The 22,929-nt window shown below is 32.7% G+C and carries 23 protein-coding genes; 17 read left to right on the forward strand and 6 right to left on the reverse strand.

From position 1 onward, the window contains the following. Positions 1–61: 61 nt before the first annotated feature. The 7 genes from DW1_RS05955 to DW1_RS05985 all read left to right on the forward strand — a co-directional run bounded on the left by DW1_RS05955 (position 62) and on the right by DW1_RS05985 (position 5,713). Positions 62–727, forward strand: a complete 666-nt coding sequence (locus DW1_RS05955) for an SOS response-associated peptidase (protein WP_074349702.1) — start codon at positions 62–64, stop codon at positions 725–727. Positions 728–744: 17 nt separating this feature from the next. Continuing rightward, entirely contained in the window at positions 745–1,512 is a 768-nt protein-coding gene (locus DW1_RS05960; protein WP_074349703.1) for a GNAT family N-acetyltransferase, read from the forward strand. A gap of 322 nt (positions 1,513–1,834) precedes the next feature. After that, positions 1,835–2,503, forward strand: coding sequence for a class I SAM-dependent methyltransferase (locus tag DW1_RS05965; protein ID WP_074349704.1), 669 nt, complete (start codon positions 1,835–1,837; stop codon positions 2,501–2,503). A gap of 117 nt (positions 2,504–2,620) precedes the next feature. Continuing rightward, positions 2,621–3,370, forward strand: a complete 750-nt coding sequence (locus tag DW1_RS05970) for a DUF975 family protein (protein ID WP_074349705.1) — start codon at positions 2,621–2,623, stop codon at positions 3,368–3,370. A 43-nt stretch (positions 3,371–3,413) separates the two neighbouring features. Then, a complete protein-coding gene (locus DW1_RS05975; protein ID WP_074349706.1) occupies positions 3,414–3,872 on the forward strand; it encodes a DUF441 domain-containing protein in 459 nt (152 codons plus the stop codon). Positions 3,873–4,120: 248 nt separating this feature from the next. Next, a complete protein-coding gene (locus DW1_RS05980) occupies positions 4,121–5,143 on the forward strand; it encodes a DUF3221 domain-containing protein (RefSeq protein WP_074349707.1) in 1,023 nt (340 codons plus the stop codon). A 36-nt stretch (positions 5,144–5,179) separates the two neighbouring features. After that, on the forward strand, positions 5,180–5,713 hold the full coding sequence (locus DW1_RS05985; RefSeq protein ID WP_074349708.1) for an O-acetyl-ADP-ribose deacetylase: 534 nt from the start codon (positions 5,180–5,182) through the stop codon (positions 5,711–5,713). Positions 5,714–5,845: 132 nt separating this feature from the next. Here DW1_RS05985 and DW1_RS05990 read toward each other — a convergent pair whose 3' ends face one another. Together DW1_RS05990 and DW1_RS05995 are read right to left on the reverse strand one after the other, a co-directional pair. Beyond that, positions 5,846–6,031 (reverse strand): type II toxin-antitoxin system antitoxin, encoded by a 186-nt coding sequence (locus tag DW1_RS05990; RefSeq protein WP_074349709.1) that lies wholly within the window; start codon positions 6,029–6,031, stop codon positions 5,846–5,848. Positions 6,032–6,069: 38 nt separating this feature from the next. Next, a complete protein-coding gene (locus DW1_RS05995; protein ID WP_083605554.1) occupies positions 6,070–7,092 on the reverse strand; it encodes an SPFH domain-containing protein in 1,023 nt (340 codons plus the stop codon). Between the two features lie 449 nt (positions 7,093–7,541). Here DW1_RS05995 and DW1_RS06000 point away from each other — a divergent pair, with 449 nt between their 5' ends. Next, positions 7,542–8,450, forward strand: coding sequence for an AraC family transcriptional regulator (locus DW1_RS06000; RefSeq protein WP_074349710.1), 909 nt, complete (start codon positions 7,542–7,544; stop codon positions 8,448–8,450). A gap of 175 nt (positions 8,451–8,625) precedes the next feature. Here the strand turns inward: DW1_RS06000 and alr are convergent, their stop codons facing one another. From alr to DW1_RS06015, 3 genes are read right to left on the reverse strand one after another with little or no spacing between them, the layout of a single operon-like run. Then, complete coding sequence (alr, locus tag DW1_RS06005) at positions 8,626–9,831, reverse strand: alanine racemase (protein WP_074349711.1); 1,206 nt, start codon at positions 9,829–9,831, stop codon at positions 8,626–8,628. After that, a complete protein-coding gene (gene murF / locus DW1_RS06010; RefSeq protein WP_074349712.1) occupies positions 9,831–11,237 on the reverse strand; it encodes a UDP-N-acetylmuramoyl-tripeptide--D-alanyl-D-alanine ligase in 1,407 nt (468 codons plus the stop codon). The genes alr and murF overlap by 1 nt, the downstream gene beginning before the upstream one ends. Beyond that, on the reverse strand, positions 11,234–12,316 hold the full coding sequence (locus tag DW1_RS06015) for a D-alanine--D-alanine ligase (protein WP_074349713.1): 1,083 nt from the start codon (positions 12,314–12,316) through the stop codon (positions 11,234–11,236). Before DW1_RS06015 ends, murF begins: the two co-directional genes overlap by 4 nt. A gap of 376 nt (positions 12,317–12,692) precedes the next feature. On the opposite strand from DW1_RS06015, the gene DW1_RS06020 reads away from it, so the two are divergent. Beyond that, the gene (locus tag DW1_RS06020) at positions 12,693–13,109 is read left to right on the forward strand and encodes a MaoC family dehydratase (RefSeq protein WP_074349714.1); all 417 of its coding nucleotides are present in this window, start codon (positions 12,693–12,695) and stop codon (positions 13,107–13,109) included. A gap of 559 nt (positions 13,110–13,668) precedes the next feature. Beyond that, on the forward strand, positions 13,669–15,795 hold the full coding sequence (locus tag DW1_RS06025) for a methyl-accepting chemotaxis protein (protein ID WP_347499707.1): 2,127 nt from the start codon (positions 13,669–13,671) through the stop codon (positions 15,793–15,795). 194 nt (positions 15,796–15,989) lie between these two features. On the opposite strand, the gene DW1_RS06030 is transcribed toward DW1_RS06025, so the two are convergent. Then, the gene (locus tag DW1_RS06030; protein WP_074349715.1) at positions 15,990–16,919 is read right to left on the reverse strand and encodes a serine hydrolase domain-containing protein; all 930 of its coding nucleotides are present in this window, start codon (positions 16,917–16,919) and stop codon (positions 15,990–15,992) included. Positions 16,920–17,242: 323 nt separating this feature from the next. Here DW1_RS06030 and DW1_RS06035 point away from each other — a divergent pair, with 323 nt between their 5' ends. From DW1_RS06035 to DW1_RS06060, 7 genes are all read left to right on the forward strand, one after another. Continuing rightward, positions 17,243–18,184, forward strand: a complete 942-nt coding sequence (locus DW1_RS06035) for an AAA family ATPase (RefSeq protein ID WP_074349716.1) — start codon at positions 17,243–17,245, stop codon at positions 18,182–18,184. A gap of 8 nt (positions 18,185–18,192) precedes the next feature. Continuing rightward, positions 18,193–19,269 (forward strand): DUF58 domain-containing protein, encoded by a 1,077-nt coding sequence (locus tag DW1_RS06040; RefSeq protein WP_074349717.1) that lies wholly within the window; start codon positions 18,193–18,195, stop codon positions 19,267–19,269. 1 nt (position 19,270) lies between these two features. Next, positions 19,271–20,452 carry a hypothetical protein gene (locus tag DW1_RS06045; RefSeq protein WP_074349718.1) on the forward strand — a complete coding sequence of 394 codons (1,182 nt, stop codon included), beginning with the start codon at positions 19,271–19,273 and terminating at the stop codon, positions 20,450–20,452. Positions 20,453–20,599: 147 nt separating this feature from the next. Continuing rightward, on the forward strand, positions 20,600–20,752 hold the full coding sequence (locus DW1_RS15505) for a hypothetical protein (RefSeq protein ID WP_159433561.1): 153 nt from the start codon (positions 20,600–20,602) through the stop codon (positions 20,750–20,752). A 130-nt stretch (positions 20,753–20,882) separates the two neighbouring features. Then, on the forward strand, positions 20,883–21,104 hold the full coding sequence (locus DW1_RS06050; protein ID WP_074349719.1) for a hypothetical protein: 222 nt from the start codon (positions 20,883–20,885) through the stop codon (positions 21,102–21,104). A gap of 235 nt (positions 21,105–21,339) precedes the next feature. After that, positions 21,340–22,116 (forward strand): ABC transporter permease, encoded by a 777-nt coding sequence (locus tag DW1_RS06055; RefSeq protein ID WP_143474370.1) that lies wholly within the window; start codon positions 21,340–21,342, stop codon positions 22,114–22,116. A gap of 1 nt (position 22,117) precedes the next feature. Further along, positions 22,118–22,891 (forward strand): ABC transporter permease, encoded by a 774-nt coding sequence (locus DW1_RS06060; protein ID WP_074349721.1) that lies wholly within the window; start codon positions 22,118–22,120, stop codon positions 22,889–22,891. The last annotated feature ends 38 nt before the right edge of the window (positions 22,892–22,929 follow it).

Consider the following 22,929-nt stretch of genomic DNA (forward strand, 5'->3'; position numbering starts at 1 on the left):
TTAAATAGGTTAAAAGCTATAAAAGGTTATCCTTTATTTATAAGAATTGTAGGTGGAACTTATGTGTGGTAGGTTTTTGCTTAATTATGATATTGAAGAGATATTTAGAAAATATAATATCAGAAGTCAAGAAATCATTAAATATACTAAAGGTGATTTTTATCAAGGTGATTTTTATCCTTCAAGTCATATTCCTATTATATTAGAAAGTGAAGAAAAAATATTGAAACTTGCAAAATGGGGTTTTCCCCTTATTGGTAAAAAGGGAACTGTGATCAATGCTAGAGCAGAGTCTATTAAACATAGGCCAATGTTTAAAAATTCCTTTTATAGTGCAAGGTGCTTGATTCCAGTTAACATGTTCTATGAATGGAAGGATGAGGGGAATAAGCGAAAAACTAAATACAAAATAGGACTTCAAGAGAATAGTTTATTTTCACTTGGAGGAATTTATAAAGTCTCTATTGATGAAAATTCAAATGAACAAATGACAGTTGTTATTATAACTACTGAATCTGAAGGGGATATGAAAGACATACATTCTAGAATGCCACTTATAGTCAAGGATAATGAAATAGATTTGTGGTTAAATGGAAGCTCATCAATAAAATATGTTGAAGAGATTCTTAGATCTAATACTAACTATAAATTTGTAATTGAAAAATGTGAGACTGAAAAAGCAAAAGGTACTGACAACGAGAAATATGAACAATTGAAATTATTTTAATAATTAGGGGGAGACTTATGCAGCTAGAAGAAATATATAAAAAAGGATGCAACTATCCAGAGAACTTTTTTTATGGCGAAATATTGGGAAATGCAAAACTATACGAGTTTCCAGAGGGGATATTTTTGCTAGGAAATACTAGCGAAGAAATAGAGTTATTATGGGGTGTAAATAAGTTAGAGGATTTAAAATATAGTATCGAAAAAATTAAAAATGAAAATCCAGATATAAACTTCATTTTTAGATATGCAAGTAATCTTAAAGATGTTATTAAAAAGAAAGAAATTATTAATACGTGGGGATATGTAAATAAAGATATTAATGTAGGGTATCGTCTTTCTTTTGATAATATGTTAGATGAACGGAGCAATCAAGCTTTTGAGTACTTAGAAAAGAATGAAATCAAAGAATTTCTTTCTTTTGAAAAAGAAGTATTTGATTCATTTAATGTATCTGAAAAGGAACTACAAGATTGGTTAAACAATGACGAGCACATAATTTTAACTTACAAGGTGAGTAATAAAATTTCAGGCTTTATAATAATAGAGCTATATGGAACTAATAATCAAAATTGCTTTATTAGAAATGTTGGGGTGTGTAAAACTGAGAGAGGAAAAGGAATTGGAAAGGAGTTAATTCTATTTGGGTTGGAAGAAGCTAAAAGAAAAGGTGCTTCAAAAGCTATGCTGTGGGTTGGATACGACAATACCATTGCTAGAAACTTATACGAAAAAATAGGATTTAGTCTAGATGAAGATGAAGCTGAAGTAGTTTTTCATGTGTAGTGATTATTAATAGTAGTTGAATAGAAGATATATATAAAGAAGGTGACAATATGAACTTTTTAAGCTACATAGTGCTGATCTTAGGTATAGTTTATTAGACAAATAAATAGGCAGAAAAAGTTAATCTATAAGGCAGTTCGCTATAAGCATGGACGCCCCAAAGTTAGCTACTGCTTAAGCTATCTAAGAAATATTAGAATTTAGCGGGGGATATTATGGGAGTAGGTAGTTGCAGAATGAAACTTTAAAGTTATCTACAGAATTATGAAATAGATTACTTAAACCTTCTAGAAAATTGAGACTTATTCGGAGGGGGATAGAATTGAGTGAAAAATATACTGACACAATAAAGTATTGGGATAATGTTTTTAGTCAATACACAGAATATAATCCAGCTCAAAAGATACAAGTGCAAGAAATTGAGGATGGAGTAACTTGGCTTGCAGAGGATAGCAAATCCACAATCGATTTTGGTTGTGGTGGTGGAAGAGTTATGCTTCGTTGCTTGGATAAGGGAATGGAATATGTTTATGGAATAGATATAAGCAATAATGCAATAGAAATTGCAAAGAAGGTCATAGAAAAGCACAAATATGAGGAGAAGGCTAAAGTAGTTTGTGGTGGATTAGAAAAGTTATACGATATTGCTGATAATAGCTTTGAAAGTGCTATTCTTTTTAACATAATAGACAATTTGATACCTGAGGACTCTATTGAGTTAATTAAGAACATACATAGAATTATAAAGCCTAATGGGAAGATCTTACTAAAATTAAATCCATACATTACTAAGCAGAAAAGAGAAGAATACAAATTTGTTGAGATTTCTCACGAATTTTACAAAGAAAGTTCAGGACTATATCTATGGAATCTAACAAACGAAATGATAGAAAAAAACTTGGAGTTTTTCTTTATAATTGAAAAATATGAAGAGGTTGAATTCAAACAATATAATATGATAAATCGTATGTACTATTTAAGGAATAGATAAATTAGGATACCAAGGACAAGCCATATATATTATGTTTCTAAAACTATATTTTAAAGTATATTAATTATATATAAAGCTTTTTCGTATAAATAATATTGCAGAAGGGGGCGTCTTACCATGTGGACAAGAGCAGAACTTAAACAAAGAGCAAAAAACGTTCTAAGATTTAATTACTGGAAGGCATTTTTGATTAGTTTAGCTATTTCATTTGCAAGTGGTAGTGGAGGTGGCGGAGGAGGACGTTCGTCTAGATCTGCCTTGGATTTCCCTAGAACCTCAGATACAGGTACTATTATAGTTATTGTAGTTATATTTTTATTAATAATGTTATTTTTCCTGGCTTTAAGAATTTTAATAGGGTATCCACTAGAAGTTGGAGGTCAAAGATATTTTGTAAAATCAGCCGAAGATAAGGATAATAAGAAATGCTTTAGCTTTGCTTTTGAAGGACATAACTATAGTGGCATAGTACCAACAATGCTACTTCGAGGTGTATTTACTTTCTTATGGACCCTATTATTAGTCATACCTGGCATTATAAAATCATATTCATATAGCATGGTGCCTTATATTTTAGGTGATAATCCAAACATAGGAGCTAAAAGAGCAATAGAATTAAGTAATGAGATGACTTATGGATATAAATTTGATATGTTTGTATTAAAATTATCCTTCATAGGCTGGTATTTATTAGGTTTATTGGCATTAGGTATTGGAACATTATTTGTATTACCCTATGATAATGCTGCACACGCTGAGTTGTATCTAGTCTTACGTCAGAGAGCATTAGAACACAATATGTGTACTTATGAGGAACTATTGTTAGACAAACCAGACGGAGATGGATATGATGGACCATATTATTAGTAAAGGGTTATAGTTTTAATAAATACTTAGGGAGCTGATTGGTTTGGATTCTAACATTATGCTTATAACTATATTAGCTATTGCTATATTTGGGAAGGCAAACTCAGTAGCTGTAGCTGTATGCATATTGCTAATAGTTAAGCTATTGAATCTGGACCAATTTATTTATCCAGTAATCGAGAAAAACGGAGTGAGTTGGGGATTAATATTGCTAACTGCAGCTATTTTAATCCCCATTGCAAATGGGAACGTGACTGTTAAAAATATAAAAGATGTTTTAGCCTCATGGATTGGAATAACTGCTCTAATCCTTTCATTTTTTACTACATATTTAAGTGGACTTGGCTTAAACTATCTAACTGTTCAAGGAAATAACGATGTAATACCAGCTATGATTTTTGGTTCGGTACTAGCAGCAGTATTTTTAGGTGGAGTACCAGTCGGACCACTTATTACATCTGGTATCCTTGCTTTATTAGTAAAGATAATAAAAAAAGTATAGATTGGGCCTTCAAACCTTTTATGAATATAATCGTATGGAAGGCTATCAGCAGACTAAGTATAGGTTATGATAAGAAGTTGAACGAAAAGTGATACTTTCAATTAGCATTTAATAAATGGATATCTATAAAAAATCTACGATAAGCTATATATGTTTACCAAAAGCTCAAGAAACAATAGCAAATTGTGGAACAAATTTATCTATTAACCCGTCTATAAACTATGATGCGATTATTGGGAGTGAATATAATGATGGGGTGTAAGAAAATAATAATGTTGATTTTGTGTACTGTACTGCTTAGCATCATAGGGTGTCAAAGGGAAGAAAAGATAGATATAAGGGGAGAAATCACATCAGTGGTAATATCTGATGATAATAAAGTTGTCAGCATATTAGTTGAAGGAGAGCTAGAAGAGGACACTTCATATGATAAAGCAAGCATTAGCATAGACGAAAGTACAAGCATATATTTGCTAACAGTAAAAGATAAAGTTTCTGCTGAGGAACTTAAAGAAGGGATAAAGGTGGATGTTATCTTTACTGGGCCAATTAGAGAGTCATACCCAGTACAGGCTACTGCAAAAATAATCAGGATTATAGAACAGGACGTAAGTGATGAAACATCTAATAAGATATCAAGTGTTGAAGTTATGGAGGCTATGAATGATGATAGTATGAAACTACTTAAACTAGAAGAAAGCAATTATGCTTCAATAGATGAAGCTTTAAAAAAGCGTGAGGATATTGATATAATGGAATGGTCTCCAGACGAATCCTGTATTGCTTTCTTGATAAGCGATATAGACTGGGGTGGTAAAATGTACTTATGGCATACTGGTGCACCAGAACCAGTAGAAATACAGGCTGAAAAAGACATGATTTGTGAATTCATATGGTCGCCAGATAGTGAATATGTTATTGCTGATATTGGTACTTCAATATCCCGAACTGGTTATGTTGTTAGGTCAAAGGATAATGCACTTCTTTATAATATCGGCTATATAGGAAATTTCCTCTGGTCACCAGACTCTAAATTTATAGCTATGACATTGGAAAGCGAAGAAAAATCCATTGCATTAACTGAACTGGATGGGACTACAGATATTTATTTATTTAATATAGAAACTGAAGAGATGCAGATAATTGATAAAGGAACACCGGAATACGGTCTTTGTATTACAAGCTGGGATAGTGATGGGACATTGCGCTATATAAGATCATATGTCAATGAGCCTGACAAAAGTGAAGAGCTCTCATACCAATACCAATAAGATACTCTAATTAATGTTCTATTGGAGGCGAAACAAATGGAAAAGAAACAACTTGATACAAGAATTAGATTGATTAATGACGATATAACCAAGCTTAAAGTTGATGCCATAGTTAACGCAGCTAATAACAGTCTTTTAGGAGGTGGCGGAGTTGATGGAGCTATCCATAAAGCAGGAGGACGCCAGATACTAGATGAATGTGTTGAGATTAGGAGCAGGCAGGGTGGATGTAAAACTGGAGAAGCAGTTATTACATCAGGAGGAAAGCTTCCAGCAAAGTTTGTAATTCATACAGTAGGTCCTGTATGGCAAGGTGGGAATAATGGAGAGGAAGAATTACTAGCAGGCTGTTATATTAATAGCTTAAAGCTAGCAGTTAAAAATAATGTAAGAACCATTGCATTTCCTAACATAAGTACAGGTGTATACAAATTTCCTAAAAGACCAGCAGCAGAGATTGCATTAAGAGAAGTTAATAAGTTTTTATCATCTAATGACACACTAGAGGAAGTAATATTTGTCTGCTTCGACATGGAGAACTTTTCTATTTACAGTGAAATGTTGCTATAATACTATCCAGAAGCATATCTATAAAATATAATTATAGGTGAAGCTAGCTAGTGAATTTATCTCAGCCATTTTTAGAATCAGGACAATCTAGTAATATCAAGAAAGAGGCTAAAAGTAGCCTCTTTCTTGATATCAAGTATCTAATTCAGTATTTTTATTCTTACCTTTTTTTCTTTGTCTCACACATTCAGTCAAAAGATATTCTATTTGTCCGTTTATTGAACGGAAGTCATCTTCTGCCCAAGAAGCTATTTCTTTCCAAAGGGATGATGACAACCTTAAGAGTATCTGCTTTTTTTCATTATCCTTCTTTTCCACTTTTCATCATCTACCTTTAACTTTTATAAATATATTTTTTAATACAAGGAGCCGCTGTTAACAACAGGTTGCGCGTCTTTGTTTCCACAAAGAACCACTAGAAGATTACTAACCATAGCTGCCTTACGTTCTTCGTCTAAATGTATCATATCATTTTCACTTAGCTTTGCAAGAGCCATTTCAACCATTCCTACAGCGCCTTCTACTATCATCTGTCTTGCATCAATAATTGCTGAAGCCTGTTGTCTTTGTAGCATAGCAGCTGCGATTTCAGGAGCATAAGCTAAATGAGTGATTCTTGCTTCAATGATTTCTAGTCCTGCTATCTCAACTTTTGATTGAATTTCAGCCTTTAAGTTATCAGCCACTTCTTGGCTGCTGCCACGAAGGGATTTTTCATTATCTTCATTGGCAGAATCATATGGGTAAATTCGAACGATATTTCTTAGAGCTGCATCAGTCTGAATAGACAAAAATTCTGTATAGTTATCTACATTAAATACAGCCTTAGCTGTATTTACAACTCTCCAAATAACTACTACACCTATTATAATTGGGTTGCCTAAGGCATCATTAATTTTTTGCTTGTCATTGTTTAAAGTCATTGCTTTAAGAGATATTTTTTTGCTTCTCATAGTTGGTACATTTATGGTATTTGGTGAGACTATCTTTTCTTGAGCTGCAGCTAGAGCACCAGAAGTAGTAGCTGGAGCAGCTGGATTTACAGCGCTTGTAAATGGATTGACAAAGAAGAAGCCTTCTCCCTTAAGAGTTCCGTAGTATTTACCAAAGAGAGTTAATACAAGTGCTTCATTTGGCTTTAATATCTTTAACCCTATAAATATTAGTGGAGCTAAAATAAAAAGGTAAGCTATTCCAAAAATAATTAATATAGTGCTAATTACAGTAAGTCCATTTAAATTTATGCCACAAATAAATGCTGCAACTGCTACTATCATAAGTAGAATATTTAACAATAAAATAGACATACCATCTGCATGCTTTGCTTTTATTTCTTCATTATGTACTTGGTTTCCTCTTATATTAACATTGTTAGACATCTTAAGACCTCCTTTAGTATACATTAATTATGATATTATAATGATATCATAATTATATTATATAGATATTTAAAACATATGTCAACAAAAATTTCCATGTAAGATACACAACTGAAGGTATTTAGTTGATTGTATAGAATATATATTTTAAGGAAAAAAAGATATATAGGTTGCAAATACAGAAAAAGAAAATGTAGAAAAATTTGTACAGATAGACATATTATCTAGGGGTATATGAGAAAAAGGCAGAAGCTTTTTTATCAAATGAGCTTATTTTAATTGTATGTATATTCTCTATTATAGTCATGAACTTTTATGGAAAGAAGGAACTTAATTAGGTGAAAGTATCTTATTATAGATAATCTTTTGGTATGACTGGCAAGAATATAGCAATTATGGTCAAGAGGTTAATATGAAGGTGTAGTATCCTTTTATTAAGAGGTGAGAACATGGAGAGTTGGGAGAAGATTAATGCAGTTCAAAGAATGCAGGACTATATAAAGGAGCATATAAATGAACCAATAACTCTCAAAGCACTTGCAAAGGCTGCGGGATATTCTCCTTGGCATTCTGCAAGAATTTTTAAAGAACTGACTAATAAAACACCTTTTGAGTATATTAGAGCCATCAGGCTATCTAAAGCAGCTATTAAGATCAGAGATGAAAATATTAGAGTTATAGATGTTGCTTTAGACTTTGTATTTGACTCACACGAAGGATTTACTAGAGCGTTTTCTAAGCAATTTGGCATGACTCCTTCCTATTATAGTAAGCATACTCCCCCGATAAAGCTTTTTATGCCTAACCGTATCCGTGATTATTATCTCAATTTACAAAAAGGAGAGAGTACTATGAGTAAGAAAGCTGCCACTAATACTGTTTTTGTTCAAGTTGTTGAGCGACCTGCTAGAAAATTAATATTGAAAAGGGGTATAAATGCCACCCATTACTTTGAGTATTGTGAAGAGGTTGGATGTGACGTATGGGGCATACTATCCAGCATAAAAGAGGCAATATATGAGCCAGTTGGAATGTGGCTGCCTGAGAACTTAAGAAAACCAGGTACATCGATTTATGCTCAAGGAGTAGAAGTGCCTGAGGATTACAGTGGAATTGTACCAGAAGGTTTTGACATAATTGAGCTGCCACCATGTAAAATGATGGTCTTCCAAGGACAACCTTATGAGGAGGACAAATTCGAGGAAGCTATTGGGGAGCTTTGGGAGCTTATGAAGAGTTATAACCCAGAGATATATGGTTTTGAATGGGCAGATGAAGATGGTCCGAGAATTCAGCTTGAACCACTTGGCTACAGAGGCTATATAGAGGCGAGACCAGTTAGACAAGTAAATAAGTAGGGAAGCTTAATACAGGGCTTTTGCATAATTAAACTAAAAGAGATTCTCAACTTATACTTAGGGTAGCGGATTTCATGGATAGTTACTCTAAGTGCATAGGTCTCAAGAATCTCTTTTTCTGTCTTTGGGTAATTCTATTGCTATTTTTTAAAGTTTAGCTTTGCACCTTCTCCTATTAGACATTAGCGTTAACTTCACCTAAAGGATATACGCTAGGACTCCAATTTCTTTCAGTCAATACTTCAACTATTTCGCCCTTATAGAAGTATACCTTTGGGACTCTATAAGTGATCATAGAAGGAATCTCTTGAGGAACGCTGCCTATGTGATTAGCTAGGTCTTCTAGGGTGATTTCATTATTTCCCTCTTTACCGATTAGAACTACAGGTGTCCCAATAGGGTATTTTTTAGGAAGTCTTATCATAAACTGATCCATGCATATCTTGCCTACTATAGGCATCTTTTGACTATCTACAAGGACATGGAATCCTTGAAACCATCTAAACCAGCCATCTGCATATCCTATAGGTACTGTTCCTATCCATTCATCTGAGCTTGTTTTATAGGCTGTATCATAACCTATGAAGCTGCCTTTTTTAACTTGCTTAACATGTAGTAGTTTAGAGTGTAGAGAAAGTGCAGTCTGTAATTTTAGTGGGGAAGTTCTCCTTATTTCCTCTGATGGATATATTCCAAACATTGCAACTCCTATTCGTACCATATCAAGATGACTGGCTTTGTATTTTAAAGTTGCAGCACTATTTGCACAGTGGAAAATAGAAACATCTAATCCTTTAGACTTTATCCAATCTATAATATCTAAAAATGTTCTAAGTTGATTTTGAAAATAAGATGGTTCCTCTCTATTAGCAGTGGCGAAATGTGTGTAAACTCCTTCTACAACTATATCCCTTTTGTTTAATAGGGGCAGTATTGATTCTAGTTCTTCTTTTGTACTTATTCCAATTCTCCCTAGTCCAGTATCTATTTTTAAATGTAACTTCAAAGGCTTTTTTCCAATCCTATATAATCTCATTTCTTTCAGCCAAGAGGACTGGAAAACAGTAATAGATAAGTCATTTTCAACAGCAATATTTACATCACTAGGCAGTATAGGGGTGAGCACTAGAATAGGTGCCTTTATTCCATTCTTTCTTAAATATAGTGCTTCACTTAGTATTGAAACAGCCAATGCATCAGCACCTGATTTGAGTGCTATCTTAGCAATCTGCAAATCACCATGACCATAGGCATCTGCCTTTACCGCTGCCATAAGCTTAACAGAAGGAGGGAGATACTCTCTAATCTGTCTAACATTATTTTCTATTTTATCTAAATGAATTTCTACCCATGTGTCTCTATGGAGCATTGAAGTATCCATTATACAACCTCCTTATCTTCCATAATATCTTTGCTTTTTAATGCTTCTACTATTTCTTCTAGTTTTAACATACGAGAACCCTTTACTAATACAACGGACTCATATTTCATTAGCTTCTTAAGCTTTTGAATTAATTGAGCCTTATTTTCATAGATAAACACTCTATTATTTCCAAACTTAGGTTTTGCAGTTTTAGCTATATATGATGCAAGAGGACCAATAGTTAGTAAATAATCAACTTGATTAGGATCAATCTTGTCTCCAAATTTTTTATGAATCTTAATTTCATCAGCACCTAAGCCTATCATATCTCCAAGTACAGCAATTTTTTGGCTATAGTTCTTCATGCTATAGAGAGTATCTAATGCAGCTAAAAGGCTTGCAGGATTAGATTTATAAGAGTCATTTAAAATTGTATATTTACCTGTATTAATCACTTCATTTCTCATACCTGTAAATTCAATATTTAACAGACCATCCTGTATTTGTTCAAAGGAGACACCAAAGTATCTTGCCACAATAATAGCAGCAGTTGCATTGTACATTTGATGTTTGCCAATCATAGGTAAATAAAATGATGGGCAATGGAATTTATCTAAACTAAAAGTAATACCTCTCTCATCAAAGGATTTTAGCCAAGGAATACATGTGTTAGAGGATTTACTTCCAAAGGTTATAGTCTTGTAACTAATATCCATTTCTTTAATTTTCTCGTTTAGTAATGGATTATCTCCATAATAGACGAATAAACCATTAGGCTTTAACCCTTTTATTATTTCGAGCTTAGCTTGAACAATATTCTCTATTGTGATTAACTCGTCTAAGTGAGCCTCTCCTATACTTGTGATGATAGCTACATTAGGAGAAGCTATATTAGTTAACAGTTCAATTTCCCCTAAGTTAGAAGTCCCCATTTCAATAACTGCCATTTCAGTATCCTCTTCTAGGCCTAAAATAGTAAGGGGTACTCCCAAGTGGTTATTTAAGTTACCAAAGGTTTTCTGAGTCTTATACTTAGTTCTTAATAGACTTGCAAGAATATCTTTAGTAGATGTTTTGCCGTTACTCCCTGTGATTCCTATTACTTTTGCTTCTAACTGTTCTCTATATGATTTTGCCAAATCTTGAATAGCAGTCAATGTATCGTCCACCAATATGATAGGGATGCTTACAGCAGGCAAAGCTTCTTTTTTGTTCCATATAGCTGCTATTGCTCCCTTTGCTATAGCAGCTTCTATGAATTTATGACCATTAAATCTTTCACCGATTATAGGAATATATAATTGTCCAGGCTTTATCTGCCTGGTATCTATTGACACACCTTGTATAACTATATTCTCATTTTCTTCCTTTAATCCATATCCCTTTACCATGTTCTGAATTTCTCTTAAGCTACGACAAATCATTTTTCCCACCTCATGTTTAGAAATGAATTCTTTTGTTTATGCATACAGAAGCCTAGCTTAATTAACTTCTCTATTAGTTCTGAGTAAGTAGTGCCATCTGTTTTTTCCCATAGAGCAGGGAACATGCTATATGCAGTGAAGCCTGGTAAAGTATTGACCTCATTTACATAGAATTTATCTTCATCAGTGACAAAGTAATCTACTCTTACAAGACCGTAGCAATTTAACAGCTTAAAAGCTTGAATAGCAGTTTCTCTCATAGCTTCACTTGTTTCTATAGATAGTCTAGCAGGTATGACAGGAACTAATTTACCATCTATATATTTAGCAGCATAGTCCATGAACTGCCTTTCTTGAATGTACTCTCCAACTACAGAGGCCTTGGGACAATCATTTCCTATTACTGCAATTTGCATTTCCTTGCCGATTAACTCTTCTTCAATAATTATTTTGTTATCATATAAGAAAGCCTCTTTAATTGCTTCCCTAAGTTGTGTTCTATTTTCACAGCGATTTATTCCAACACTTGAACCTAGCTTTGCAGGCTTAATAAAGCAGGGATAACCGATATAATTCTCAATTTGTTCAAAGACCTTTGCTTCATCTGTTTTCCAAGCATGAAGTCTAATAGAAGTGTACTTTGCTTGAGGAATATTTCCCAATGAAAATATATCCTTCATCATAACCTTATCTATACCTACTGCTGAAGATAAGACACCATTACCCACATAAGGAATATTTAATATTTCAAATAGCCCTTGTATTGTACCATCTTCACCATTAGTTCCATGTAAAACTGGAAATGCAATACACTTTTCATTTTTCTTAAAATTTTTATAGATAAACTCTCCTATAGAATTAGTGACTGTAGCTGAACTATGAGTTTGCATTTGATTTATGTCTTTTAAATTAGATTTTAATCTACCCATCTCGCACCATACACCATTTCTTGTAATGTAAACTGGATATACATTGTATTTGTTTTTATCTAAGGAATTAATTACAGAAAATGCACTCAAAAGAGATGCATCATGTTCCACTGATTTACCGCCGTAAAATACATAAACATTTATTTTCATAATTTCCTCCTATTGTCCAATTATTGATAACTTTATTTTACAGGGAAGATATTACATTTTACCGTTCATATTTCTTAAGAATTTCTTAACAATGATTTAATTTAAAGATTTTAAGCTTAGTTAGCAGGAAGAGAAGTTGCTATTTATATAAAACAAGAAATTAAACTCGATATTCATGGTTAACTATGTTAAAATAAGGATAACAGGAGGTCTGTATTTCATTGATAATTTTATTTTAGTCATTTTTTTATTATGGGAAGGAGATTTTATGAGTAATATATAGGCTATGTTGTCATTAAAAAGTCCATCTAAAGAGTGCCAATATTAAATAAAAAATATTTGATACTTTTACTGAATTAAAAAAGGGGGAGTTAAAATGAAGGGAAAAACTATTCACGAAATAAACCTTGGGGATAAGGCTTATTTCCAAAAAACAATAACAGAAACCGATGTTTATATGTATGCTGGTATTACAGGTGACCTAAATCCAGCTCATATAAACGAAGAGTATGCAAAGGATACGATGTTTAAAGGAAGAATAGCACATGGAATGCTGACAGCAGGTTTGGTATCTGCAGTTCTTGGGATGAAGCTCCCAGGACCAGGAACTATATACCTAAAGCAAGACCTTAAGTTTACAGCTCCTGTAAGGATTGGCGACACAATTAAAGCTGAGGTTGAGGTTTCAGAAATGATAATAGAAAAAAATAGAATTAAACTGAGAACCACCTGTACTAATCAGAATGGAGACGTAGTTTTAGATGGTGAAGCTTTAGTCATGCCGCCTAAATAATAATAGTCTATAAATGATAATAGGATTGCTTGATATTTAGGACAATGTATAACTTATGTATATTTATTTTGTAGGGAAAATTATCATAGGAATATATCAAGTTAAAAGACTTAAACTTATTTCAATATAGTTTTTGAAAAAATTTTATGTCTATAATTTGTGCATGTGCAAATTATGGACATTTTTTTATAGCTAATAAAAAAGTCTTTTTGATGCTCTTACATAAGAGGAAATTCTGCTAGTGAGCTTCAATAAAAGCTTCATTAGTCTATAATGTTTCCGTATGAGCTTTTATTTTTACTACTAGTAGTTTTCACAACTTAATAAAGCTTAGGTATTTATAATATTGATGATATTTCTCAAAAAAGATATTTTCGCAAAAATTTGTGGAAAGATTAACAAACTTGATGAAATGATATATAATATACATGTATAGTGTCGATAGAGTTAGTTTATGGAAGCCTACCACTCAACAAAACTCAATTAGAGGAGAACTTTGTGTCAACTGAAGTGGTAGATAAAAAGCGCCAGATAATTACACTTATAAGGGGGAAACGATTTGAAAAGCCTAAAAACTAAGTTAAAAACAACTCAGAGCAAGAGAGGTATTGTTGGGAAAGAGAAGGAACATAAGAGTACTAGTTCCATATCAAAAATGTTAAAAAAAGTCTGGCCTACATATAGCAATGGATTGAATTTTAAAAGTATAAAAACAAAATTAATTATTGTTTTTTCGATTCTGATATTGATTTCATCTGTTGTGGTTGGTTTTGCTTCTATAGTATTTAGCAGTAGATCTCTCACTAGAGAAGCGGAAAAATCTTTGCTTCAACTATCAACAGAAGGCGCAAGAGTAACATATAGCAGGATTGCAACTCAAATAAAAACACTAGAAACCTTTGCGATAATTGATGATATCAAAAATATGAATTGGGCTATGCAAAGATCTCTGTTGTTAAAGCAAGTCAGTAATACAGGTTTTCTAGACATTGGAGTTGTTCAGGCAAATGGAACAGTTAACTATTCTAATGGTATGACGAGTCAGATAGGAGACGAAGATTATATAAAGAGGGCTCTAAATGGAGAAACAAGTGTCTCTGATATGATTATCAGTAGCGATACAGGTGAGATAGAGCTAATCTATGCTGTTCCTATTGAAAGAGGGGGCAGAGTGGTAGGTAGCTTGGTGGGGCGTATAGATGGGAATGTTTTAAATGAGATTGTTAACGATATGGGTTACGGTGAGAAGGGCTATGCCTATATGATTAACAGTGAAGGGACAATAGTTGCCCACCCTGATAGAAATAAGGTGCTAAACCAATATAATCCGATAAAAGAAGTTAAAAATGATAGAAGCCAAAAATCAATTGCTAACTTTTTTGAGAGAATGTTAGAAGAAAAAAGTGGAGTTCACACCTATTCGTTTGAAGGCAGAAATATGTATGCTGGGTATGCACCTATTGATGGCACCGACTGGATATTAGTCATTACTGCTACTACAAACGAGGTACTATCAGCAGTTCCAGCGTTACAAGGTGTTATTTTTATATCTACAGCAATAATATTGATATTGAGTATTTTTATAACATACATAATAGGAAATTCAATTTCAAAACCAATAGTTCTAGCAGCAAAGGATGCAGAAAGAATTGCAAGTCTAGATATCACTCAGGACATTCCGGAGTTTTATCTTAGGAGGAAAGATGAAATTGGAACACTAGCTAAAGCATTTCAAAGCTTAACTGAGAGTTTAAGAGAAATTATCGGTGAGATTAGCCATTCTTCAGAGCAGGTATATGCTGCTTCAGAAGAGTTGACAGCTGCTTCACAACAATCTGCTGTTGCTGCAGAGGAAGTATCAAAGACAGCCGAGGAAATAGCAAGAGGTGCTACAGAGCAGGCACAGAACACAGAAGAAGGTTCAGCAAAGGCAACCTTATTAGGAGAGAGTATAGAAAAAGACTTAGAATGTGTACAAGAGTTAAATACAGCTTCAAGTAAAGTAACAGATGTAGTCAATGAAGGTCTAAAAGAGATTGAAAAACTATCTGAAATAACTGAGGAAAGTAACAATGCATCAAAAGAAATATTTGGAGTCATATTAAAAACAAATGAAAGTTCTAACAAAATTGGACAGGCTAGTGATGTAATTGCATCTATTGCAGAACAAACTAACTTATTAGCTTTAAATGCAGCTATAGAAGCAGCAAGAGCTGGAGACGCTGGAAGAGGATTTGCAGTTGTAGCAGAAGAAATAAGAAAATTGGCAGAACAATCTTCCCTATCTACTAAGTCTATAGATGAAATGGTTAAAGAGTTGCAAATCAATGCTGATAATGCTGTAAAGACAATTGAAAGAGTTTCAGTTATATCAAATGAACAGTCTAATAGTGTTGAGAGAAATAGGGAAAAATATATGTTAATAGCTGATGCAATGAAAGATGTAGAAAAGGCTGTTGAGAAATTGAATTTATCTAGTGTAGAAATGGAAACAATGAAAAACGAAATACTAGATACATTGCAAAGCCTTTCTGCTTTAGCAGAAGAAAATTCAGCTGCTACTGAACAGGTAACAGCTTCCATGGAGGAGCAGACTGCTTCTATTCAAGAGATAGCAAGTGCTAGTGAGGGCCTTGCGAGTCTTGGAGAATCGTTAAATTCAATTATTAAAAAGTTTAAGATATAGTTCAAAGGCTCTTTTTAATATAGATTTTAACTAAAGAATCCTCTTAATTTTAATAATTACTTGATAAAATTAGGGTGCACTTGTGAATAAATCTCCTTTCTATGTTTTTAGCCAATTAACATTTTAGGAGATTTATTTCATAAGTGCATTTATTATTAACAGAAAAGATAGAGTATAAGGGCTTTGTCATAGTTCTAAAACATTTGTAAGATATATTTTTTCATATAATAAATAGGTCTAAAAGAATCCTTATAATTATCAGAGACAAACACTGCTACCATATTCATGCTAGGTACTATAAAAATAAACTGTCCTCCGTTTCCCATGGCAAAATATGTAGTAGCACTTGTTTCCTTAGACGACAAATCTTTAATCCACCATTGATACCCATAATAGCCTAATGATTTTGACACCAATACCTTAGGCTCTAGAGATTCTTTAACCCAGTATTCTGGAATCAATGAGCTGTCTTTATCTATTCCATTGTTCAAATAAAGACTGCCTATTTTTGCCATATCATAGGCAGACATTTCTATTCCAAAGCCCCCATTATTATTACCTTGAGGATCAGACATCCATGCAATATTATCTATATCTAAAGGTTCAAATATATGTTTTTGGGCATATTCATAAGAACTCATATCAGCAGCTTTGCTTATTATGGCCGATAATAGATGGGAGCCTCCTGAATTGTAATTAAATACTTCGCCTGGGCTATGAGCCATAGGTCTATCTAATATAAACTTAACCCAGTTGCTACTATTTACTAAACTAGTGACAAAATCCCAATTATCAAATTCAGGCCAAGATAATCCGCTGGTCATAGTAAGCAGATGGTATATTGTGATGTTTTTTTTCCTTTCATCTACATCCTTTGTCTTTAGCTCAGGGAAAAAATCAGAAATAGGCTGACTTATATTTTTTATGAGCTTATTTTCTATGGCTATTCCAATGAGAGCAGATATTATGCTCTTAGTACAGGAGTTTATCCTAAAGTTTCTCTCTTTATATTCATCTTTTTTATTATAGTCAACTACAATTTTTCCATCTCTAATGATAACAAGATTCAAAATATCCTCATCTTTAATTTTATCCATCATATCCTTAAATAAAGTTTGATTCATAGTTTACCCCTCTGTTTAATTTTTATAACGAATAGGAAAATCTCACTTTGGATTCTTAGACAAAAGGACTTTTCCTTAATGAGTTTCAATAAAAGTACCCTTAGTTTATAAGGTCTCGATAGTGATTTTTGTTTATTATAATCCGTAGGTACTATATGTTTTAAATTTTTATGCATCTAAAAGATGCCTTTCTTTCATTATACTATTCATTAGAAATTAAGGAAAATGGGAATTTCATATAAAATTTTAATTTTAGCTAATTATTTTGCTTTCTCATTAGAAAATCATGTATAATATCAATAATATGGAAGGGGGATATACCTATGGACTTACAGAGATTTACTAGTTTTAAAGAAAAGATAGTAAGTAATGTATCAAAAGTAATAGTCGGAAAAGACAAAGAAATAGAGCTTATTATAGTGTCTTTTCTATCAGGAGGTCATGTACTGCTAGAAGATATACCTGGTATGGGAAAGACTATGATGATAAAAGCCTTCTCAAAGACATTAAATCTACCATTTAAGAGAATTCAATTTACACCAGATCTACTGCCTTCTGATATCACAGGAATTAATTTTTACAATCAAAAAACTGGAGACTTTCAATTTAGAGAAGGGCCACTGTTTTCAAACATAGTACTTACTGATGAAATAAATAGAGCCACACCTAGAACCCAATCATCTCTATTAGAAGCCATGGAAGAGAAGCAAATTACTGCTGATGGAGTCACTAGAAAACTAAACAAGCCATTCATGGTACTAGCTACTCAAAACCCAGTGGAATCCTTTGGCACATTTCCGTTGCCAGAGGCACAGCTAGATAGATTTTTTATGCGTATCAAACTGGGATATCCAACAAAAGAAGAGGAAAAACTCATAATCAAAAAAAATATAGGTAATCCTTTAGATAATATTGAGCCAGCTATTGATTTTGGAGAACTAAATTACTTGCTATCAAGTGTTTCTGAGGTCTCAATTCATGATGATGTCATGGACTATTTAGTAAATATAGTTGATGCAACCAGAAATAAAGACAACATAGTGCTAGGAGTAAGTCCTAGGGGAGCAATAGCTTTATTTAAAGCATGCCAAGCTTATGCAGCAATTAATGGGAGAGACTACATAATACCAGAAGACATAAAGGCAATGGCACCATATGTACTGAACCATAGGATAATCGCCAGGGGTACAAATGGAATAGAAGATTCAATAGAATTAATAAAGGGAATAATTGAAACAGTAGAAGTTCCCTTAGAAAACATGTAGGTATAGTCATGCTCTGGTACTTAGTTGGACTAATAATACTTGTTTACCTAATAAACAGGCTGACACTAGACTATGGTTTTAGAAATTTGACTTACAGGATGGAAATAAAAAAAGGAACTGCTGAAGTGGGAGAAGAAATCGAGATAACCTCAATAATTGAGAATAAAAAGCCCCTAACTGTTTCTTTCTTAAAGGTCTTTGAAAAGTTTCCAAAGGGATTTAATAAAATAAGTAATATCTATACTTTGTTTATAATGCCTTATCAGAGAGTGAGAAGAACATACAAAATGCATATAAATAAAAGGGGTAGATACTTTATTACAGATGTTGAGCTAGAAATAGGTGATTTTATCGGCTTTAAAACAGATAAGCAAAAATTATCTATAGAAAATGAGATAATTGTATTTCCTATGAAGGCAAAGCTAGAGAATAGCCTTGTGCCTCTTGGCTCCTTAAATGGTGATGTATCTGTTAAAAGATGGATAATAGACGATCCTCTTATGACTATTGGTATAAGAGAATATACAGGTAATGAGCCAGAAAGATATATTCATTGGCCTTCATCATTAAAATATGGAGAACTGATGGTTAAGAACTTTGATTTTACTACTGATAACAGTGTAGTAGTAGTTCTAAATGTGGAAACTATGAAGCCGTGTTGGAAGGCACCAGAGGAAGAACTTATTGAAAAGGTCATATCTTTGGCACGGACAGTTATAGAGGAATTTGAAGAGCTAAGAATTCCTTATGGATTTGCAACTAATGCTTACAATGTGGATTCGTCTCACGAGAGAGGATATTTTTATCATCCAGGTTTAGGACAAAGTCATCTAGACAATTTGCTCAGGTTATTAGGTAAGATAGACTATAGATTGCCTTCGTTTTTCGAGACAACAATAATGGATATCAGCAAAAGACAGGGAAATTACACTACTGCAGTGATAATCACACCTAGAATACTAGATACTTATATAGGGCCTATAAATTTGCTAAGCAAAAGCGTAAGTAGAACAGTAGTCATATCTGTAGAGGAAGAGCATTTAGAAAAGCTAAATAATAAGATTATAAAGTATAGGAGCAAGTAGAATGATAGAGATAATTTTTATTGAGATAGTATCTATAGTTTCATTTTTATATTCTATATTTATGATATTTAGTACCTTTGCTCCAATTAACGAAATGGCTATGTTGTTTCTTTGGACTGTTACAGGCTCTATGGTTTATTCATTAACTTATAGAAAGTCAAAGATTTATGAGGCTAGCATTTTACTTTTGTTTTTACCTATAATATTATACCGTGAAACTAAGGCAATTTATTTCATAGTGGCTACTGCAGTCCTAGTATTTCTATACATTAGAAGTTCTTTGTTTAAAGGGAACCATTATACCTATGTAGATAAAATTAAGAAGTCTTATTTATTATTAGTACCATTAATTTATATCAACTTCATATCTAATAACTTCAAATTGTCCATAGCTCATGCAGTGCCGTTTATAATAATATATATTTTATCCTCAATAATTTTAGCAAGGACTATTAGGCACTTAGATTCAAATATGGGTCTTAAAAATATTAGGCAAAACAATATAAAGCATTTATTAATCATGGCTATAGTATTTGTCATTGCTACATTTGATAAATTAAGAGAATCCATCATGATTTTTGCAGAGAAACTCATAACACTTATATATTCTCCTCTTTATTGGATAGGCAAGATAATAAAGATGCCTTTTGAGAAGATAAAAATGGAAAAGGAGATTCCTGAGAAAACAGAGAGAATAGTCGAAGAATTTGATATGGAGCAATTAGAAGCTTTAGAAAAGTATGCAGAAGAAAAAATTTGGGATTTTACAATACTTAAGAGAATATTAGGGCTAATGCTTATTGTAGTTATTATTTATATTGTTTATAAGCTAATTATAAAAGCAGGGAATAGAAGGGATGAAGGCATTGAGTATGTAGAAGAAAGAGAGTATATAAAGAGGGCTAAAGAAAAGAAGAAAAGGAGATTTAAGAGAGATAAGTATCCAAAAGAACTAAAGGAACAGATAAGATATTATTATAGAAGATTTTTGAATAAGCTAAAGCAAAATGATATAGAGATTTTAAAAACAGATTCTTCTCTAGAAATAAACGAAAAGGCAGAAGAAGTATTCCAAGAAGGAATCAATAGAATTAGAGAAATCTATATCGATAGTAGATATGGAGATGCCGAGGTAGATAAGGGGTTAGTAGAAGAGATAGAGAGCTTATATAAAAAGCTATAAAACTACGAAAATAGGATTTATGGGAATACTTCACCTGATTTGATGGGAGATATAATTTTGTTTAGTAGATGAAAGCGTTAAAAATGATGCTTTAGAAGATTTAAAGGTACTGATATAGGTACTGGAACATCTTTAGGAAGAAAATACTTGATACGGAGAAAGAAAATAGATGATAAAAAATGGCTAGCTTTAATAGCGGTGTTAATTCTAGCACTGTCACTAAATATTTTATACAATAACTATATAAAAATTGATGAAAGTATAGAAATATCGGAGGTAATCAAAATTAATAGCAGATAAAGACTATATTAATTTTGATGAAATTATAAAAGAAGAATGGGATAGATTATTAATAGTAGGTCCTTATACTGAAAGGAAGGAAGCTGAAAAAGAAAGTGGTATTAGTTTAAAACGAATTAAGAACTACAATATGGATTTTAATGATAGTGCTAACTTATTAGTATTTTGTTCTGGTAAGGATATTTCAATGTATGTTTATCTAGCCAGATCTATTGTAGACATTGATTTGCTTACCATAATAGAGGATAATCAAGAACAAACTGTGTTATTGGCTAGAAATCAAACAAAGTTTAAAGTTGTAAGAGAAGATGATGTATATAAATTGAAGGGATATGGCGATAATATAAGATAACTTATACCTTTGTGAAAACAATGCTTTTTTCTGGCAGAAATTTAAATAATACTTATGCTAGAAAGAAGCATTTTTCACTTTATTAGGGAAGCGCTATTTTTTGTAAGTTTTATTAATAAAAAGCTATAGTATATTGAATAATCAAAATTTGTATGATATACTGATTACTATTCGCTATCGATGATTTCTTCAAATACGCATTTCACAAAAAGCTCTTCACAACTTAATATTGGGGGTGGTTGTTATATTTAGAGGATTAGAAGTTGCTAAAAAATCCTTTGAAAGAGACCGGGTCTATTTGCTTAATCACATAGTCAATAACATTGGAAGTATTATCTTCGGCTATATTAATGTTAGAATTTGGCTAGCTGTATTAGGTAATACAACTGAAGGCATGGAGGCTGTGACCTATCTTATGGTAAATCAGGCTGGACTATGGCTTGTTATGTTTTTACCTTATGGATGCTATATACCTCAAAAGGTTCGAGATGGCTCAATTGCATTTGAAATGCTGAGACCCTACGGATTATTATATGGTAGCTTTTTTGAGATATTAGGTCACATTATCTACAATTTCTTTTTCCGTACATTACCCATTTTTCTCTTTGGAGTAATAGTCATGGGAGTTTCACTTCCAAGCACCCATCAAATATTACCATACTTAATCACATTATTTAATGGAATACTTATTTCGTTTTTAATCAATTATTTTATTGGGCTTTGGAGTATTAAGTTCTTATCTATTAATGGTGTTCAAATGCTCTATTATTTTTCAGGAACACTGTTTAGTGGTGCCTTTATTAATTTAAAATATCTACCTGAGACTTTTGAAAAAATAGCTTTGAGCCTACCTTTTGCATATACTTCCTATGTACCTACAGCAGTCTATCAAGGACAATTTAGCTTGCTCAAAGCCTGCTTAAAGCAATGGTTTTGGATAGTATGTTTATTTGCTGTTGCTTATATATTAACGACTAGACTAACGAAGAAAATGGCTGTTCAGGGAGGTTAATATGAGACTTTTCTTGACACTTTTTAAGGCTTCATTCAGAAGTGAAGCACAGTATAAATTCGATTTTTTCGTAAATATACTTGGGAATATAGCTATAATTGGAGATTTTTTAATAACAGTATTCATATTAATGCGATTTAAGAACATTAATGGATGGCTACTTCAAGAGGTTTCTCTAATGTACGCTATTACAGAGTTTGGATTTGGAGTATATAGATTCATAGGTGATGGCTTCAATAATTTTGAATTGCTAGTACTTTCAGGTAAGTTTGATACGCTACTTATTAGACCAGCATCGGCACTTATACAAGTTATGCTACAGAAAGTTGATTTAAAAAGGATTGGTATGGTAGTCCAAGCATTAGCAGTTGGCATATGGGGATTACAAAGATGTTCTTTTATCGATAATAGCATTTATATTTATTTGCCTCTATTGCTAATAGCTTCTGTAGTAGTTAATACACAAATAGGCATCATACTGGCGGCTGTAGCCTTTTGGACTGGGAAAAATGAAGACATAGTGATTCTTGGACATTATTCATCAAGAACAGCAGCCCAGTATCCTGCATCAATTTATAATAAGTTATTTAGCAGCATTTTAACATTCATTATTCCCTTTTTTTCCGTAAGCTACTACCCTTTAGTATACTACACAGGAAGGTCTGAAAATACATTTTACTTATTTGCTCCCTTGCTTGCAGTAGTTGCCATGACACCTATAACTTATGTTATATGGAGTGCGGGGATTAAGAGATATTCAAGTACAGGGACCTAGCAGGTATAAACGTTTGAGAACATTGAAGAGAGATTTTC

Source organism: Proteiniborus sp. DW1 (genome assembly GCF_900095305.1).
GTDB lineage: Bacteria > Bacillota > Clostridia > Tissierellales > Proteiniboraceae > Proteiniborus.